This is a genomic window from Bacillus sp. DHT2, assembly GCF_026241455.1.
GTDB classification, from domain to species: Bacteria; Bacillota; Bacilli; order Bacillales; family Bacillaceae_G; genus Bacillus_A; species Bacillus_A pseudomycoides.
The window spans coordinates 126,621-143,330 of record NZ_JAPHWH010000011.1 but is presented as its reverse complement, the minus strand read 5'-3'; the positions used below and the strand labels follow the sequence as shown (position 1 = coordinate 143,330).

The window sequence follows — 16,710 nt, the reverse complement described above, 5'->3', positions numbered from 1 at the left end:
GGAGAAGAAAAGATAAATATTTAATGTTACAACTTTAAATGAATACGAGTATAAATGTATAGATGTACATTTATACTCAAGGTGGAATTAGAAATTCTATATGAGTAACAGTAATAAATGTAATCATTAGAATAGGATCTCAGTAACGATAATAATTGTTTCAAAAGGAAGAACTATGTACGTTATTATGGAGTATATAAGCTTTTATAGTAACGATGATAGTTGTCTCTGGACAGCTATTTACGTACAGTAAAACTCCGAAGAAATAAAAAGTTAGGTGGGAGATAAACTACCCGTAAAAGCCAAATTGATGAAGGCTAATAATCGGAGGGAATGAAGGAAACCTCCACTGATTATTAGCCTTCACTTTATATTATTTACAATATATCCAAAAAAGATAGAGATATATTGTAAAATTAGTATTAAGCTTTACAAGTGAAAGAGGTCAAAAAGAAGATCATAAAACTGAAAATTAAGAAATTTTCAAATGGAAAATGGGGGATTTTAATGAGAAAAATGATATTATATAGCGATCAAATACAAGAAGATAGAAAATTGGATTATGAGCTTTTAAGGTTATTAAATAAAGAAAACCCTTCAATAGCATATCTTCGATCATCTTCAGATGAAACAGGAAAGTATTTTAATAATGTAGTTAAATATTATAGAGATTTAGGAATTAGCAAAGTAGAATATTTTGATTTAGATAAAGAATATGATGAAAGAAAGGTTAATAACATATTTAATTATGATGCAATACATCTTTCAGGTGGAAATACATTTCGCTTTTTAAATTCCCTACGAAAAAGAAATTTATTACATTCATTAAAATCTTATGTGGAAAATGGTGGGGTTTTAATTGGTGTTAGTGCAGGTAGTATAATATCTACTAAAAGTATTGATACAGCTCAATTTGTAGACGAGGATATTATAGGACTAGAGGATAGAAGCTCTTTAGGTTTTGTAGATTTTGATTTTATGCCTCATTGGAGTGAGGAGCAAAGTGAAAAATATTTAGAATTATTAAAGGATTATTCCAGGCTGAAAAATAGGACAATTTATGCTTGTAAAGATGGTGATGGGATAGTTATTGATGGAGAAGATATTAAATTGATTGGAAATGTTATAAAAATCTAATTTGGCCTCAATTTATCAAATACATTTTGTCTAAATGAGCTGAACAGATGTCTAGATACATTAAGAACTTATGGACATGAAAAAATGTTTTTATATCTAGAAAATATTTTTATCATTTGCTCAAAGTAGGGAACGAAATCAGCAATTTCAATATAAACAGAAGGAGGTAGCTCAATTGAAAGAGTATGATTGGGATAATAAGTTGGAGTATTTGAGAAATACAAGGGATCTATATTATAACGATGATTATCTAAGTTTTTTGGTGAATTCAGTTTGGAAAATCTCTAAACCAGTTCATATTGTTGACTATGGTTGTGGATATGGTTATTTAGGTCTGAAACTATTACCTCTGTTACCAATAGGGTCTAGATATACAGGAATTGATAAGGGGAAGAAACTAATTAATAAAGCAAGAGAGTTATTCCGCATTCTTCCATATGAAGCAGACTTTCTTGAGGCAGATGTTACTGAAATTAAATTAGAAAGTAAGTATGATATAGCAGTATGTCATGCTTTTTTATTACATATGAACGATCCAAAGACAATGTTACAAAAAATGATAGACTCGGTCGTTGATGAAGGTAATATCATATGCTTTGAACCACATTGGATTTCGAATATGTCTTCGTATAGTCTTAACAATCTAGAGCAATCAGAAATTGTTCAGATTGGTGTTCTTCAAAAATTATTTGAAAAAGATGCAAAACGAAATGGTAAAGATGGAAACATCGGTATTAAATTACCAACATATCTAAGTGAGCTAGGGGTAGAAAATATTGAATGTAGAGTTAGTGATAAGATTAATTTTCTTAATGTTAATGAGGATCAAAGAGATAAACAGCAATTGTATCAATCACTCAAGGAAGAGGGAATCGGTAATACTCCTGCTGAAAAAGAAGAATTCATTGAACGTTTAATAAATCGAGGGCTGATATACAATGAAGCGATGGTGCAGTACGAAGCAGAATTACAATTTTCTAAAGCATTCACTATAGATTCTTCTTTAATATATGCTCCAAGTATGAAAATTACTTTTGGCATAGTGAAAAGCAAGTAATGTAAATAAAGAAATGAGTTAGGACTTCTAACGCTGTATACATGTTAGAAGTCTTATTTTTTAGTTTGATAGTATTTTCTAAAAGAAAATATGTCAAAATCGTGTACGAATGAAAATAGATTCGATATTAATTTTGAAAACCTCGCTTAAATCACCTATTTCCTATGGAAAAACAGAGATAGTCTTGTTATGATAACAAGCATAGTCCTTTTTTATAACTAGAATAGATAGAATTGTGAGAAAAGTCCGAGAAAAGGACGCGCACAAGGGAGGAACAACATGAAGCGTGTTGCTTGGTTTACTGATAGTACAACTGCAAACTTTACAACAAGTGCAGATAATTTTGTTATACCGATTGAAATTGTTATTAATGGAACGGCTTACAAAGACTGTGAAGAAGGTGTTCGTGAACGTGTCTACGATGCACTAAAACAGGGTATAACTGTAACTACGTCACAACCTAATTTTGGAGATATGGTTGCACTCTTCTCTAAATGTAAAGAAGAATATGAAGAGGGATTTGCAATCACAATTAGTGGGAAAGTAAGTGGCACTTATCAAAATATGATACTTGCAGCAGAAATGGCAGGATTTCCTCTAGTTGTAATAGATAGTGAAACAACGAGTTATCCAATGGATGAAATTTTAACAAAAGCGCAAACGTTATACCGTAAGGGTATGACTTTACAAGATATACAAAAGACAATACAACATGTGGAACGTAGTCCTTATTATGTATTTCCAAAGGATTTGAAAGGTCTATATGCAAGTGGACGTGTGAAAGGTGTACAATTTATACTAGGCAGTCTACTAAGTGTAAACCTAATTCTAGAAGTAAAACATGGCGAACTTGTGTTGGAGAAGAAAGTTCGTAAAATACAAAAATGTAAAGAATATATGCGAAGCGAACTTGAAAAAGAAATGCCGAAAGTAGTCCATGTTTTCCATGCGAATGATGAAGAAGGGGCAGAAGAATGGATTGCTGATTTCAGAGCAGTATTTCCTGAAATGAAGTTTTTAATTTACCCACTTCCTATATCTTTTGCTGTTCATGCAGGTGCTGGAACAATTGCGATTAGCTTTTTGAAAGGGGAAACCTGTGAATAATTCACGGGTTTTTTTGATGTGCCAGTTCTTATTTTTTTATGTTGATGGAAATAATTTAGAGAATGAGAGATGAAGTGTTTTAGTAATAAGTAAGTGATTAACCATTAAAATAAATTAACGTGATAAGATTTCCAACATACGATATATGCTGGAGGTCGTATGTTGTTCATAGTAATAACCTAATGTCATTTTTTCATTTTCCACAAAAACAAGCACAGATAACATAAAAGAAGAACACTAAATATGTAGAAAGCATTTGTAAATCCAAATAAATCTGATAAACTTCCGCTAAGCATCGGTCCGAAAAACATACCAATTGAGTAGGCTGTATTATAGATTGCAAAAAGTATTCCATATGCATGAACTCCGTTTTTGTCTGCGAGATATGTAAGTTCTGGTAAAGCAGGTGCTAGTAAAAGGCTAAAACTAATTCCAAGGATAGCAAGTACAAATATTTCCAGGGCGGTATGAGAAACAATCACTGTAAATGGGAAACATAAAGCAGCCAAAGCTATGCCTACTGCCATCGTTTGTTTTCTGCCAATTTTAGTTGAAAGTGTGCCAATGATTGGTGCGGTAAATCCATATGCGAGAGTTGGAACGGCAAATAGGAGTCCGATTGTCCCAGGGCTAAGGTGTAAGGTGTCTTGTAAGTAGAGTGGAAGAGTTGGCTCTAAAGCGCTAGGTAAGGCCGATCCTAGAATAATAATACCGATCATAATAAATAGGGAACGCATATTCAAGATAGATCGATAGCTAATTCGTTGGTTTGAGCTGGATTTTGGTTCATTATGAAGTAATGTTATTCGTAATATACTATCAATGAGTGCAATACTGGCAGCGATAATAAAGGGAAGATGATACCCTCCCCATTGATAAAGTGCCCCGCCGATTGTTGGACCAAGGAGCATCCCAGCTGCTTGTCCCGATAAAGCGAGACCCATGGCCTTTCCGCGTTCTTGCAGAGGGAACACATCTGCTAGAAGTGCTAATCCAGCTGTCCATGTTGCTGCTGCAGATATACCTTGTAGCATTCTTGCGAGCACGAGCAACCAGAAACTATTTGCAAGTCCGAATAATAGAGTCGCTGCTGCAAGTCCAAATAAGCCTAGAATCATAGGGAGGCGTCTTCCAACCTTATCGGAAACCACTCCCAAAATGGGAGTAGCAAGAAGTAAAGTAATAGCGTAACTACCGAATAAAAAGCCAATCTCTGTTTGGGAAGCACCTAGTGTTTCTGCGTACCGTGGTAAGATTGGGACAATCATTCCGTAGATGAGCATATCCGTAAAGACAGCTACTGCTACAACCCATAACGAAGCTTTTTGCACGCGAGACATTTTTAAGCTAGCTTCCATCATTTTTCCTCCGTGTTCTTCTTATTTTCTAATCGAGATAACATTTTTTCCATTTTTTCAATGAAACGTAGCTGTATTTCACATTGTTCATAAATATTTTCAAAAATCAGGCTCACATGCTCTGGAATGTCTATCATTTTTTCTTTAATAGATTGTCCAGCTTTCATATTCTCGTACATTTCTATAATTTTCTTTTTTTGATCTTGTAAGGCGGATGAAATGTGTTCAAGAGAAACAGTATTTGTATCGAAAAAAGTAAGTGCTGTATATAACTCTGTTGGGAATACGACTGAAGATTGCTGGAATGACTGAAGCATGAGTGTATAGAATTCATCTTTTCCAGCAGGTGTAACACTATAAATTGCTTTGGAACGATTGCCCGTTTTTTCAACGGCATCAAGCTCTACTAATCCTTCTTTATCCATTTTTTTTAAAGCATGATAAATCGAAGCGGGAAAAACACCTGCCCAAGTGTCTGTTTGTGCTGATTGCATAGCTTGTTGTAATTCGTATCCAGACATAGGACCGTATTGCATGAGTAAACCTAGCACCATTAAACGTGTCATATGTATCCTCCGTTCAAATAGAAAATATAGAATACTAAACATTTAGTATTTGTTTATAATACATGTGGAAATATTTGTTTTGTCAATAAAAGGATGGGAATTGTTATGTCCCGTTATTTCAGGAAATAAGACCCACCCTAAAATTCAGCGAAAGTAAAGAAGTTTAGATGGGATACAAACACCGTATAAAATTTTGATTTATAAGTGGTGATTAACTTAATAAAATAAATTTTATTTCACCAAATTAAACAAAATACATGAAAAAATAGTTATTTTTATTCTTTTTAAACTATAATTTAAATAATATTTTCTATTATCGAGGATTATATAAGATTTTAATTGAATACATGATATAAGCTGTGTAGAATCTAAGCAAGCGGATAAGAATACTGCTTACTGATGCGCAAGAAAAATAATTACTAGAGGTGAATGCATGTTAGAATTTAGGCGATTAGAGATGTGTTTGAAGGAGAAACGATTTGTAGATGGATTACAGGATGTAAATAACGAAATTGCACATATAAAAGAAACCAATACGTTCTCCTATGTGAAGGAATGGCTTTCTTTGATTTCAGGGCATGAGGAATTTGATACGCTAATCCGTCTTACAGATGAAGGGCTTATGCATCAATATAGTGCCTTCCTAATTCGCTATTCATATAAAAAATTTCCAAATATGAGAACGCTCTCTTTATATTGTGATGAGCTAATTGATGACCGAAAAGTACTTGATGCTGAAAAGTTATTAAAAGACGCTTTGGACGATATAAAGGCAGAACAAATAGATTCTGATATTTTATCAAAAGCCTACTTTACATTAGTAAGATGCCTTTTAGAAATGAAACGAAATGAAGAAGCATTCCAATATATGAAAAAAGCTGAGAGTTATAGTACACGTCCAGTCTTTGATAAATGGGGCTATTTTTATATACAAATAGGAGAATGGGAGAAAGCGGAGCACTCACTTTTAGCTGGGATGGAACATAAGGAAAATGAAGAACTAGCGGTTTATTTATTATCACAGCTATATGCATATAAAGGTGAACAGAAACGAGCATTGCAATTGATTAATGATGCGATAGATCAGTTTCCGCAAGTACCGTATTTTTATTTCGAAAAGGTGAAACATTTACTAGATTTACAGTGTTATGAGGAAATGTTAACTGTAATAGATAAGATCGATCAGATATTACCGTACCATTCGTATAAAGCTTATTTTACACATTTACGTGCAGAAGCGTTGTATAAAATGAATAAGAACGAGGAGTTACTTGCTCTATTAAAAACGGAAGTATGTTTGAAAGAGTCACTATATCATAATATAGAAAAATACCCGAATGGGAAAAAAGTAAGATTGCCATTAGTACCAATCGTACAAAAAGATAATTATTGTGTTCCAGCGAGCTTGGAGATGATGCTTCGCTTATGGGGAGAAAGTCGTACACAAGATGAAGTCGCAAATCATATATTTGATGTAACAGGATCAAAATTTTCAGATACGGTTACTTATTTAGAAGAATTGGGCTATGTTTGTCGTTATTTCAAGGGGAACGAAAAGAACTATAAAGCATTACTCGATCAAAATATTCCTGTTTTATTAAGTATAGATATTGAACATGCATCCCATGTTCAAGTTCTTTCTGGATATGATGATCAGTTACAATCTTTTTTTGTTCAAGATCCTAATTTCTTGGAACCGCTTTTTGTTGAATATGAGAAGTTACAGGAAAGATATCGCTACACCGATGGTTTATCTATCGTATTTGTTCCTAAGGAGAAAAAGGAACAATTGTCATTTTTAGTAGAAGAGGAAGATGTATACTTCCGAAAGCTATTCTCTCTGACGGATCATTTAGAAGAGCAGGATAAAAAAGGGATTGAAAAACTCGTATCATTTTTACAAGAGACAAATGAAAATCCATACACGTGGTTATACACAATCAAACATATGGATGTTGAAGTGAATCAAGAGTTTATTCTTTTCTGTGTTGAAAGGTTAATGGAAAGATATCCGGATTCAGATTTTGTTAAGCTACATAGTGCACAATGCTTTATCCGTATTCAAGATCTGGAGCGGGCTAGTGATGTCTTGCGAAGTGTTGAGAAAAAGAATAATCAAGCATTGTATCATTTTATACAGGGCCGTTATTCTTTAGAGAAAGAAGAGTATGAGGAAGCAATTTCTAGCTTCTGCTCATCGTTACAATTAGATGCGGATCAGCCAATCGCATGGAGTTTTCTGGCATTATCATATATGTATATAGATCAGTCTGAACAGGGCTTGCAAATGTCACAAATTGCATTGCAACGTCATCCTGATAGGTTTATTCTTGTGAATCATAATTTAGTTTTAATGGATTTAGAGCGTTATGAGGAAGCATATGAAGTGTTTAATGATTTATTGAAAGAATATAAGTATGAAGCACATATATGGTATGAAAGAGCCAAATGTGCGCATCAAATGGAGAAATTGCATTTAGCAATCAAAGGACTTCGCATCGCCATTCAATTAGACAAAACGGTACCATATCCATATGTAAAACTCTCAGAAATATATGAATCAGATCTAGAAGATAAGAAGAGTGCAGAAGCAATTTTATCGCAGGGTATCGAAAATTGCGAAGAATCATCATCATTATATACTCGATTAGGGGATTTGTATTTTCAAAATGATGAATTTGAAGAAGCTGAAAAAATATATAAACGTTCTTTAGAAGGAAATGATGGAGACATTTATTCTCATTTTGGTTTAGTTCAAATTTATATGGCAAAAGAACAGTATAATGATGCAAAGCATTATATTTTCAGCATGGAAAAGAAATTTGAACAAAATGATGAGTTTCTAATGAATGCAGGAATGGTATTGTGGGACGCTGAAATGGAATTAGAGGCTAATGAAGAACAATTAAAGATAGCGTTGTCAAAGTTAGAAAATGGCATCCGATGTTTGAAAAATAATATAGCGAATGTCTTGGAAGAATATGTAAATAGAGTTGAAGGGACACCATTTGTACAACGTGGGATAGCATTTTTAAGAAAACTAGAAAAAGAAAGAGCGGATATTACCGAGTATGGCTGTTATGCTGGTATTTTATATGAATCTCTTGGACAATACGATCAAGCAATGAAACGATACCATCAAGCAATAAAGCATAGACCGAGTACTCTTCCGTATTTTCGTATTGGTGAATCCCTTATGGTATTAGGGGAATTGGAAGACGCAAAAAGAGCATATGAATCTTGCTTAGAAATAGATGCAAACTTTATAGGAGTACATTTGAAGTTAGCGGAAATATACGAAAAAGAAGAAAACCGTTTAAAAGAACAACATCATATGCTTCAGGCAATGATCCAAGAACCGATGATTGTAAATATGGAGTATTTGGCAGAGCTTTCAGTAGAAAATTCTCTTCATAAAGAGCTTCTATCTGAGTTAGAGAAATTGGCTGGCAGAGTGAATGAAATGTGGCGTTTAGACGCTCTTGCATATGTATATGGCGCCATGAAAGATGTAGATAAAGAACAAGAACTAATGGAAGAAGCTTTGCAAATGGATGAAGAACATGTGGAAGTACGATATCATTATGCAAAAGTACTTGTTAAAAAGCGAAATCCGGAAGCAATTACATTTGTTACAAATTTAATAAAGCAAGATATTGAAAATGAACGTGTATTTGAAGTGTATGTTCAAGCGATGGAACAAAGGCGGAAATTATCTCAAATACGAGATTCCCTTCATTTGCTGTCAATTAAGAAAAAAGAAAGAAGTACTGCATTTATGTACGCTGCATCTGCACTTGCTGAGAGACTGAGTAAGCAACAACAAAATGAAGAGCCAAAGAAATCAATCCTTACAAGAGCATTTTATCGAATGAAAAACCGTGCGAAAGAAATTTCCCTTATTACAATTGTTATTGATTTATTTGAAATTTCCTTAAAATTTAATGCTAAAAATAGTATGGCAGCGCAGCGTTTAGCGATATTTTATGAAAATGGGAATATGATTACAGAAGCGATAGATGTATTACAAACATCTTTAGAAAACATTTGGAATACTAGCGCGGCACGGCAACTTGTAAATCTTCTCATCGAACATGGTGATGAAAATGAAGAGATGTTAAGAGATGCTCTTGAAATAATAAAGCAGATGAGTAAAGAAGAGCCAAATGATTATGACATGCTCTTGTTACATTCAAATGTTTTGTTCATGTTAGGGGAAGGAAAACAGGCAGAAAAGATCTGTTTACAATTAATCGAAAGAATGCCTTTTGTGAGCCGTGCATTCCTTGCTCTAGCGGAAATATATCAAAGTGAAGAAAGGTTTGAAGAGTCTATTGCAATGCTGGAAGAGGGAGTACTGCACCATCCGCAAGATCATGCAATGTTTCTCGCTTTAGCAGCGTCTTATCATCAGATTGGAAAAACAGAAAGGGCAGAAGAACTAACAAGTCATATACTATCTTTTGATTCTTCAGATCTATTAGTTCGATACAACAGAGCATACTATTTAGCTGTTTTAAATCGAAATGCTGAAGCGAAAGCAGAACTTGAAACTGTTCTTCATGAGGATCAAACTGGATTTTTTGCAGAGCTTGCAGAAGAAGATGAAGAGTTAGAGGAAGTGTGGGAAACAATAAAGTAATAGCAACTGTTCATGATGTATAAAATTCGAGAACTAGGACGAAAATGAAAATATATTTTTGAATTGATTGACAATTGTCTGTTTCATGGAATAAAATAACTTTTAATAAAAGTATACAAATCTGAAGACGAGAAAGAGTAAAATATTGTACTGTTCCCCAGAGAGCCGGCGCCTTGCTGAAAGCCGGTGTACAGACTTTATTTGAAAATCATCTCCGAGGAGCCGTGGCTGAATAAAGTAAGCTCGGACGGATGTCTACCGTTACAAAGAACGCGTATGTTAGTACGTTGCTAAGTGCTATTAGTTAAGATGCTAATAGAATTAGGGTGGTAACGCGGGTAAACCCGTCCCTATTTATAGGGACGGGTTTTTTGTGTGCTTTTACAAATTTTCAAAGGAGTGATTGTAAATGGAGAAGGTAAATGTAAAAGAATCAGCTGTAGGGAGAGAAACACGAATTCGCAAGCAGTGGAATAAGCAGAATATCTTTGAACAATCCATTCGAAATCGTGAAGGTGCACAATCTTTCGTTTTTTATGAGGGGCCACCAACTGCAAATGGACTGCCACACGTGGGGCATGCGCTCGGACGGACGATTAAAGATTTAGTAGCGAGATATAAAACAATGACTGGATATAAAGTACTTCGAAAAGCTGGATGGGATACACACGGATTACCGGTAGAATTGGGAGTTGAAAAACAGCTTGGTATTTCTGGTAAACATGAGATTGAAGAGTACGGAATTGAACCATTTATTCAAAAATGTAAAGAAAGTGTATTTACGTATGAGAAGCAGTGGCGTGAATTTACTGAGAGCATTGGATATTGGGTCGATATGGAAGCCCCGTACGTAACTTTGGAAAATCCTTATATCGAGAGTGTATGGCATATTCTTGGGACTATTCATGAAAAAGGGCTGCTATATAAAGGACATCGAGTTTCGCCATACTGTCCAAGTTGTCAAACATCACTTAGTTCACATGAAGTAGCGCAAGGATATAAAACAGTAAAAGATTTAAGTGCAACGATAAAGTTTAAAGTATTGCATAGTCAAAATGAATACTTTCTTGGATGGACAACAACGCCATGGACTCTTCCAGCCAATGTAGCACTTGCTGTACATCGAGATATGGAGTATGTGAAAGCACAGCAAGCTGATTCGGTTTATATTGTTGCAAAAGAGCTGGCAAGCAATGTATTAAAAGAAGATTATCAAGTATTGTCTACCCATAAAGGAGAAGAATTAGTAGGTACTTCATATGCAGCGCCATTTCCTATGGATGAAGTTACGAATGGCTATCGTGTTATTTCGGCAGACTTTGTTACGGGAGATAGTGGTACGGGGCTTGTTCATATCGCACCAGCGTATGGAGAAGATGATTATAAAGTTGTACAGAATCAAGGATTATCATTCCTTCATGTTGTGGATGAACAAGGTAAGTATACGGAAGCTGTTCCATTTTTACAAGGGAAGTTTGTGAAAGAATGTGATGTAGATATTGTTCGTTACTTAGCGCAGGAAGGATTGTTATACTCTAAAGAAAAATATGAACATAGTTATCCGCATTGCTGGCGCTGTGATTCACCACTCTTGTATTATGCTGGAGAAAGCTGGTTCATTCGGACAACTGAGATCAAAGAGACATTCTTAAAGAATAATGATGCAGTCACATGGTATCCAGATCATATGAAACATGGGCGATTTGGAAAGTTTTTAGAGAATATGGTGGACTGGAATATTAGCCGAAAACGATACTGGGGAACACCGTTAAACGTATGGGAATGCAAAAACTGTGATCATCAATTTGCACCGAAGAGCATCGATGAATTAAGAAAACATAGCGTAGGGCATACAGCAGAAAATTTAGAACTGCATAAACCGTATGTAGATGAAGTGAAGGTATGCTGTGAAAAATGTGGTAGTTCGATGACTCGTACGCCAGAAGTAATCGACGTTTGGTTTGATAGCGGTTCGATGCCATTTGCACAGTATCATTATCCGTTTGAAAATAAAGTGCTTTTTGAGGAACAATTTCCAGCTGATGTAATCGCTGAAGGTGTCGATCAAACGCGTGGTTGGTTTTATAGTTTATTAGCAGTAGCGGCTTTATATACCGGAAAAGTACCATATAAACGTGTATTATCTCTTGGGCATGTGTTAGATGAACAAGGACAGAAAATGTCTAAAAGTAAAGGGAATGCATTAGATCCAGTAGAATTAGTCGAGAAATTTGGTGCAGATGCATTAAGATGGGCACTTCTTGTTGATAGTGCACCTTGGAATGCAAAGCGTTTTTCTGAAAGAACTGTGCAAGAGGCGAAGTCAAAACTAGTAGATACACTTGTGAATGTATATAGCTTCTATGTTTTATATACAAACTTAGATAAATACAATTCAAAAGAAAAGTATGAGGTCAAGCGGACGAAATTAGATGAGTGGGTATTATCACGTCTTCATAGTACAGTGAAACAAGTAAGAAATGCATTAGACGAGTATCAATTTACAAATGCAGCGCGTGAAATTGCGGTTCTTGTAGATGAGGTTAGTAACTGGTATGTAAGACGTTCGCGCAATCGTTTTTGGGAGTCTGGCATGAATCCTGAAAAGGCAGCTGCATATGAAACGCTTCATGAAGTGCTTGTTACGATTAGTAAATTACTTGCTCCGTTTACTCCATTTGTCGCGGAAGATATTCATCTTAACTTAGAAGGAAATAGTGTTCATTTAACAGATTATCCAACAGCGGATGAAAAGCTTATTCAAACCAAGTTAGAGCAAGAAATGAATGCCGCTTTACAAGTTGTTGAGCTGGGACGTAGCAACCGAAATCAGCATGGATTAAAAGTGAAGCAACCATTAGCAGAGCTTGTATTACTTGAGCACCATGAGCAGAAAGTGGACTGGGAATCCTATCGTGATATTGTTATGGATGAACTGAACGTAAAAGCATTTCATGTAGAATTAGATGAAACACAGTATACATCGTACCAATTAAAGCTCGATTTTAAGACTGCAGGACCGAAGTTCGGGAAGAACGTTAACGCTGTAAATCAATGGCTAAAACAATTATCGCAAGAAGAAGTACAAAACTTTGTTTCGACTGAAAAAGCATTGTGTAAGCTTGTATCTGGGGAAGAAGTTGTTGTAACGCTTGAAGATGTATTAGTAGAACAAGTACCCAAAGTAGGGTTTTCTAATACTACAAATGGACAATATACGGTAATGTTAGATACGAATGTGACAGATGAACTATTACAAGAAGGAGTGGCGCGAGAATTTATTCGAGCTGTTCAAGAGTATCGAAAACAATTGAATTTACCAGTTAATTTACGAGTAGATGTTATTTTGGATACAGAGGATGAATTACAAAACACTCTAACAAAGCATAAAGATTTATTAGAAGAAAATTTATTAGTAAAACAATTTACGTTTAAAGCATTGTCACAAGAAGAGGATGAAATTTCTTTAGGTGAGAAAAAGGTTCGTATTAAACTGAGTCCAGCTAGCTAAATGAAAAATAGGATATAGATGGAAAGTTCGAATTTTTTATAAAAGTAACTTGAGAATGGAGCGTAAAAAATTACAAGAATCCCTGCGGAATGTCGGGCAGGGATTCAGGGGTAAAGAGGGTTATTTGTATTTGTCGAAACGTGTCGTTTTCAACAAGTTAATATTACCACTAATTTTCAGAAACGCATCATGTTAAATGTGTCTGAATTGTATATAAACTGTGTATAAATTTAAACAAAAATGCTATTTTACCTTATAAAACAAAAGTATGATAATCCTTATAAATAATTGCTGAATGATAAACTTACAAAAATGCTTTTAAAAGTTCTTGAACTAATGGAAGTACGCCACCTACAAATTTCAAAACTGCCATTGCGATTTCCATATTATTTCCTCCTCTTTCTTGTAAGATGTGATAAATGTTTATACCATTATTATAGAAAGTACTTATAACAATATAAATACATTTCAATATGTAATATTTCAAATTTATTTATATTTTATATTGTTATAATAGAAAGGGTAAATTCTACAGCATTTTTCGATGAACTGAATAACTAAAGAACATGAAAGTTTCCCTACTTAAAAAGGAAGAGAATTATAAAAATTCTCTTCCTTTTTTATGTGTACATAAACATTGCTTATCTATCTGAAAGTACATGTATACTATACGATTAGTGGCTCTGGTACAAATATGTTGTGCCCTTAAATAATTCATACAGATACGTAATCAAGTGTTCGTAAAGGTATAAGCTTACATAAAATAGAAATACTATCGTTGTGTATGGTAAGTATTTCATTATACAGGAGAGATGTTGTATGACTACTAATAAACGAAATGATTCAGAAAAGGAATTTGAACCTTCAATAATTAACTTAAATGATGAGTTAAATATAATTGATAATGGGGTTACAGAGAGAGTAGACGCTTATCAAAATTTGAAAGCTGAAGATACAGTTACACTTTTTTGGGGAGATGAATGGAATATAGAAGAAGCTGAGAAGAAAAAGATGGATTGTAATCGACCAAATGACGTTAAACAATATTAATTAACATCATGGAACATCTGTCAGTCAATCATACAGAAGCGATTTTAGGAACGTTATGAATAAAGAAACTGATGATTTCCTCAGACAAAAACAAAGCATCTCATTACTATTGAGATGCTTATTCAAATCAAGCATGAATTAACTATTATTATTTAAAAGAAATACAACAATTTATTTGATCTTTCAAAGTTAGAAAGTGGACAAGGAGCTTTTCATCCAAGTTTAACACATGCGGACAGAGCTCTGTTAAGAGGTATTAGAAGCTCATTCGGTCTTATTAACGGACAAACGTATCGAGTTAAAAGTGTAAGTCTCCAATACATTACCTCAACTTTGGATTATGCCATGTAAAATAGTATGTGTTATCAGTAATTTATTACATAATGTTATACAGTATTCCCCTATATATGGAAAAATAGAGTGATAAATTAATAACTTATCCAGTGATTTTTCTCATAACCCATTCTATAGGTCCTCTAGACAATTTATTTCTCCATAAAATACTAAATAATATACTAAAAATGAAGAAACAAATGGCAAATATTAATACGAAAGATAAAGATTGATTTTCAAGTCTGTGTAAAAGGATCAATGTTCCGATGCCTAAAATGACGTGACTTACATAATGAGTTAAAGTTAATTGTCCGGTTTTAACGATGGCCCCAATAAACCAATTTTTTTCATACCTCTCAGTAATAAATAAGCAAAGGATCAAGATTATTAAAGCAGATCCGGTGGCAGATAAGATGTATAAAATGTTTGGGAAAATAGGTCCTGTATTAAATAAAAAGGTAGAGGATTCTTTTCCGATATAGGGGATGAAAAAATGAGTCAATACTTTTGACAACAATTCAGCAGTTGTTGAAATGATTAGGCTGATTATTAATAGTTTTTTTCTAATTTTATTATTATGAAGATCCATTCGTCCAATCAGCATACCAACTAAGAAGAACGAGAACCATGGGAAAATAGGGTGGTAGCCGTTAAAGAATAAATTACGGAGGAATCCTTTTACTGACCAGAAATCTATATAGTTTATAAAAGGAATGGGGCCTCCCCAGCCTTCAAAGGCATTAAAGGTTAATTGGAGGTATTGTGCAATGAGTAAAATGAGTATCGATAACCAAAGCAATATCTTTTTATTTATTGTAATGAAGAAGGCTGCAATAAAGAGATACACGCCGTAGTAGTGTAATATATCACCTGTCCAGTCGATTGTGTATAACAATAAGCCTAATACAAATAAGAACAACGATCGCTTCCAAATCATTTTTCGACTAGACATAATTTTAATTGGATTACTACTAGAAACGGATGATTTAGTCAAAAGGGAGATTCCTATACCTGCAAGTATGACAAATAGAGCAGAAGCGCGACCCTCAAATAGTGACATAAAGGCTATTAACCATGGAGGGCCATTACCTTCAGCCCCGGTTATAACCATGAAATTAACAATTAGCATTCCAAACATAGCCCATGCTCTAGCAAAATCTAATCCAATAATTCTTCTTTTAATTTCCATGGGAAACACGTCCTTTAAATATGCTATGCACAGCTTCAATCCATATTTGTTTATAATCCATGTTTGTATCAAACATCATGAAATTCCCGATATTATCAAGCACCAATGCGAGCATATGAGCTTTGGCTGTCAGGTTATCATCCTCAATAAGTTGCAATGAATTTGCTTTAGTAAGAAGTGCTTCAAATCCCTTTAAATATTCTCTTTGTATGGAAAGGAGCCGTTCATTATAATTGTTATTTCTAGATGCAAGTAACAAGTATTCTTGTAGGACACGGTTAAAATAAGGATCTTTATCTTGTTCATCGATTATGTTTACACCAATTTCAATACATTTTTCAATAAAATTGTTTTTTGTAAATTCATCAGTCTTAAAGAAGGTTGAAAATTGAACTGCCTGACATAGCTCATCAAATAAGCCTTCGATTAACGCATCTTTAGATTTGAAGTAATAATAAATAGATGGTTTTGCGATTCCGACTTCCTCGGCAATCATTGTGTATGTGGTCTTAGCGATTCCGTGCTCTGCGAATAAACGATAGCTTGCCTCGATTATTGCAGAAAGGGTTTCCTCACTTTTACTCATAATTGAGCCTCCTAACATGTAAGATCATATTCAGAATAGCATGCATTAAAACACTTTTCAACCTATCGTTAGGTAAAAAATAGCCTGTTTTTTTATTGCCACCATATGAGTTACGACTGGTAAATGTCTAATTAAAAACAAACATTTCTGCTTAATATCCATAGCGAATAATAT

11 protein-coding genes, 1 pseudogene and 1 other annotated feature are annotated in these 16,710 nt (G+C 34.2%); of the genes and pseudogenes, 7 read left to right on the top strand and 5 right to left on the bottom strand.

The features are described from left to right. Positions 1 to 507: 507 nt before the first annotated feature. From ORL93_RS22610 to ORL93_RS22600, 3 genes are all read left to right on the top strand, one after another. Positions 508 to 1,137: a Type 1 glutamine amidotransferase-like domain-containing protein gene (locus tag ORL93_RS22610; protein ID WP_026008632.1), complete on the top strand. Its 630-nt coding sequence runs from the start codon at positions 508 to 510 to the stop codon at positions 1,135 to 1,137. 175 nt (positions 1,138 to 1,312) lie between these two features. Next, entirely contained in the window at positions 1,313 to 2,194 is an 882-nt protein-coding gene (locus ORL93_RS22605) for a methyltransferase domain-containing protein (RefSeq protein ID WP_097794951.1), read from the top strand. A 279-nt stretch (positions 2,195 to 2,473) separates the two neighbouring features. Then, a complete protein-coding gene (locus ORL93_RS22600) occupies positions 2,474 to 3,301 on the top strand; it encodes a DegV family protein (protein WP_265959545.1) in 828 nt (275 codons plus the stop codon). Between the two features lie 185 nt (positions 3,302 to 3,486). On the opposite strand, the gene ORL93_RS22595 is transcribed toward ORL93_RS22600, so the two are convergent. Together ORL93_RS22595 and ORL93_RS22590 are read right to left on the bottom strand one after the other, a co-directional pair. Further along, complete coding sequence (locus ORL93_RS22595; protein ID WP_265959544.1) at positions 3,487 to 4,659, bottom strand: MFS transporter; 1,173 nt, start codon at positions 4,657 to 4,659, stop codon at positions 3,487 to 3,489. After that, complete coding sequence (locus ORL93_RS22590) at positions 4,659 to 5,225, bottom strand: PadR family transcriptional regulator (protein ID WP_003197308.1); 567 nt, start codon at positions 5,223 to 5,225, stop codon at positions 4,659 to 4,661. Before ORL93_RS22590 ends, ORL93_RS22595 begins: the two co-directional genes overlap by 1 nt. Before the next feature lie 433 nt (positions 5,226 to 5,658). Between ORL93_RS22590 and ORL93_RS22585 the strand changes: the two genes are divergently transcribed. After that, positions 5,659 to 9,867, top strand: coding sequence for a bacteriocin-processing peptidase family protein (locus ORL93_RS22585; RefSeq protein WP_265959543.1), 4,209 nt, complete (start codon positions 5,659 to 5,661; stop codon positions 9,865 to 9,867). A 115-nt stretch (positions 9,868 to 9,982) separates the two neighbouring features. Next, positions 9,983 to 10,222 (top strand) — a binding site (T-box leader). Positions 10,223 to 10,276: 54 nt separating this feature from the next. Further along, positions 10,277 to 13,378, top strand: coding sequence for an isoleucine--tRNA ligase (ileS, locus tag ORL93_RS22580; protein WP_265959542.1), 3,102 nt, complete (start codon positions 10,277 to 10,279; stop codon positions 13,376 to 13,378). A gap of 304 nt (positions 13,379 to 13,682) precedes the next feature. Here ileS and ORL93_RS31305 read toward each other — a convergent pair whose 3' ends face one another. After that, a complete protein-coding gene (locus tag ORL93_RS31305; RefSeq protein WP_033797322.1) occupies positions 13,683 to 13,865 on the bottom strand; it encodes a hypothetical protein in 183 nt (60 codons plus the stop codon). Positions 13,866 to 14,197: 332 nt separating this feature from the next. Here ORL93_RS31305 and ORL93_RS22575 point away from each other — a divergent pair, with 332 nt between their 5' ends. Both ORL93_RS22575 and ORL93_RS22570 read left to right on the top strand, forming a co-directional pair. Next, the gene (locus tag ORL93_RS22575) at positions 14,198 to 14,428 is read left to right on the top strand and encodes a hypothetical protein (protein WP_265959541.1); all 231 of its coding nucleotides are present in this window, start codon (positions 14,198 to 14,200) and stop codon (positions 14,426 to 14,428) included. Between the two features lie 165 nt (positions 14,429 to 14,593). Next, a pseudogene (locus ORL93_RS22570) lies at positions 14,594 to 14,849 on the top strand (histidine kinase); the annotation flags it as partial. A gap of 15 nt (positions 14,850 to 14,864) precedes the next feature. Here ORL93_RS22570 and ORL93_RS22565 read toward each other — a convergent pair. Next, positions 14,865 to 15,950, bottom strand: coding sequence for a DUF418 domain-containing protein (locus ORL93_RS22565; protein WP_265959540.1), 1,086 nt, complete (start codon positions 15,948 to 15,950; stop codon positions 14,865 to 14,867). Beyond that, the gene (locus ORL93_RS22560) at positions 15,940 to 16,536 is read right to left on the bottom strand and encodes a TetR/AcrR family transcriptional regulator (RefSeq protein WP_018782114.1); all 597 of its coding nucleotides are present in this window, start codon (positions 16,534 to 16,536) and stop codon (positions 15,940 to 15,942) included. Before ORL93_RS22560 ends, ORL93_RS22565 begins: the two co-directional genes overlap by 11 nt. Positions 16,537 to 16,710 lie beyond the last annotated feature (174 nt).

Coding starts and splice junctions, on each gene's coding strand:
- ORL93_RS22575 (WP_265959541.1), top strand. CDS start 14,198: ATGACTACTAATAAACGAAATGATTCAGAAAAGGAATTTGAACCTTCA.
- ORL93_RS22565 (WP_265959540.1), bottom strand. CDS start 15,950: ATGGAAATTAAAAGAAGAATTATTGGATTAGATTTTGCTAGAGCATGG.
- ORL93_RS22590 (WP_003197308.1), bottom strand. CDS start 5,225: ATGACACGTTTAATGGTGCTAGGTTTACTCATGCAATACGGTCCTATG.
- ORL93_RS22585 (WP_265959543.1), top strand. CDS start 5,659: ATGTTAGAATTTAGGCGATTAGAGATGTGTTTGAAGGAGAAACGATTT.
- ORL93_RS22595 (WP_265959544.1), bottom strand. CDS start 4,659: ATGGAAGCTAGCTTAAAAATGTCTCGCGTGCAAAAAGCTTCGTTATGG.
- ORL93_RS22610 (WP_026008632.1), top strand. CDS start 508: ATGAGAAAAATGATATTATATAGCGATCAAATACAAGAAGATAGAAAA.
- ORL93_RS22600 (WP_265959545.1), top strand. CDS start 2,474: ATGAAGCGTGTTGCTTGGTTTACTGATAGTACAACTGCAAACTTTACA.
- ileS (WP_265959542.1), top strand. CDS start 10,277: ATGGAGAAGGTAAATGTAAAAGAATCAGCTGTAGGGAGAGAAACACGA.
- ORL93_RS22560 (WP_018782114.1), bottom strand. CDS start 16,536: ATGAGTAAAAGTGAGGAAACCCTTTCTGCAATAATCGAGGCAAGCTAT.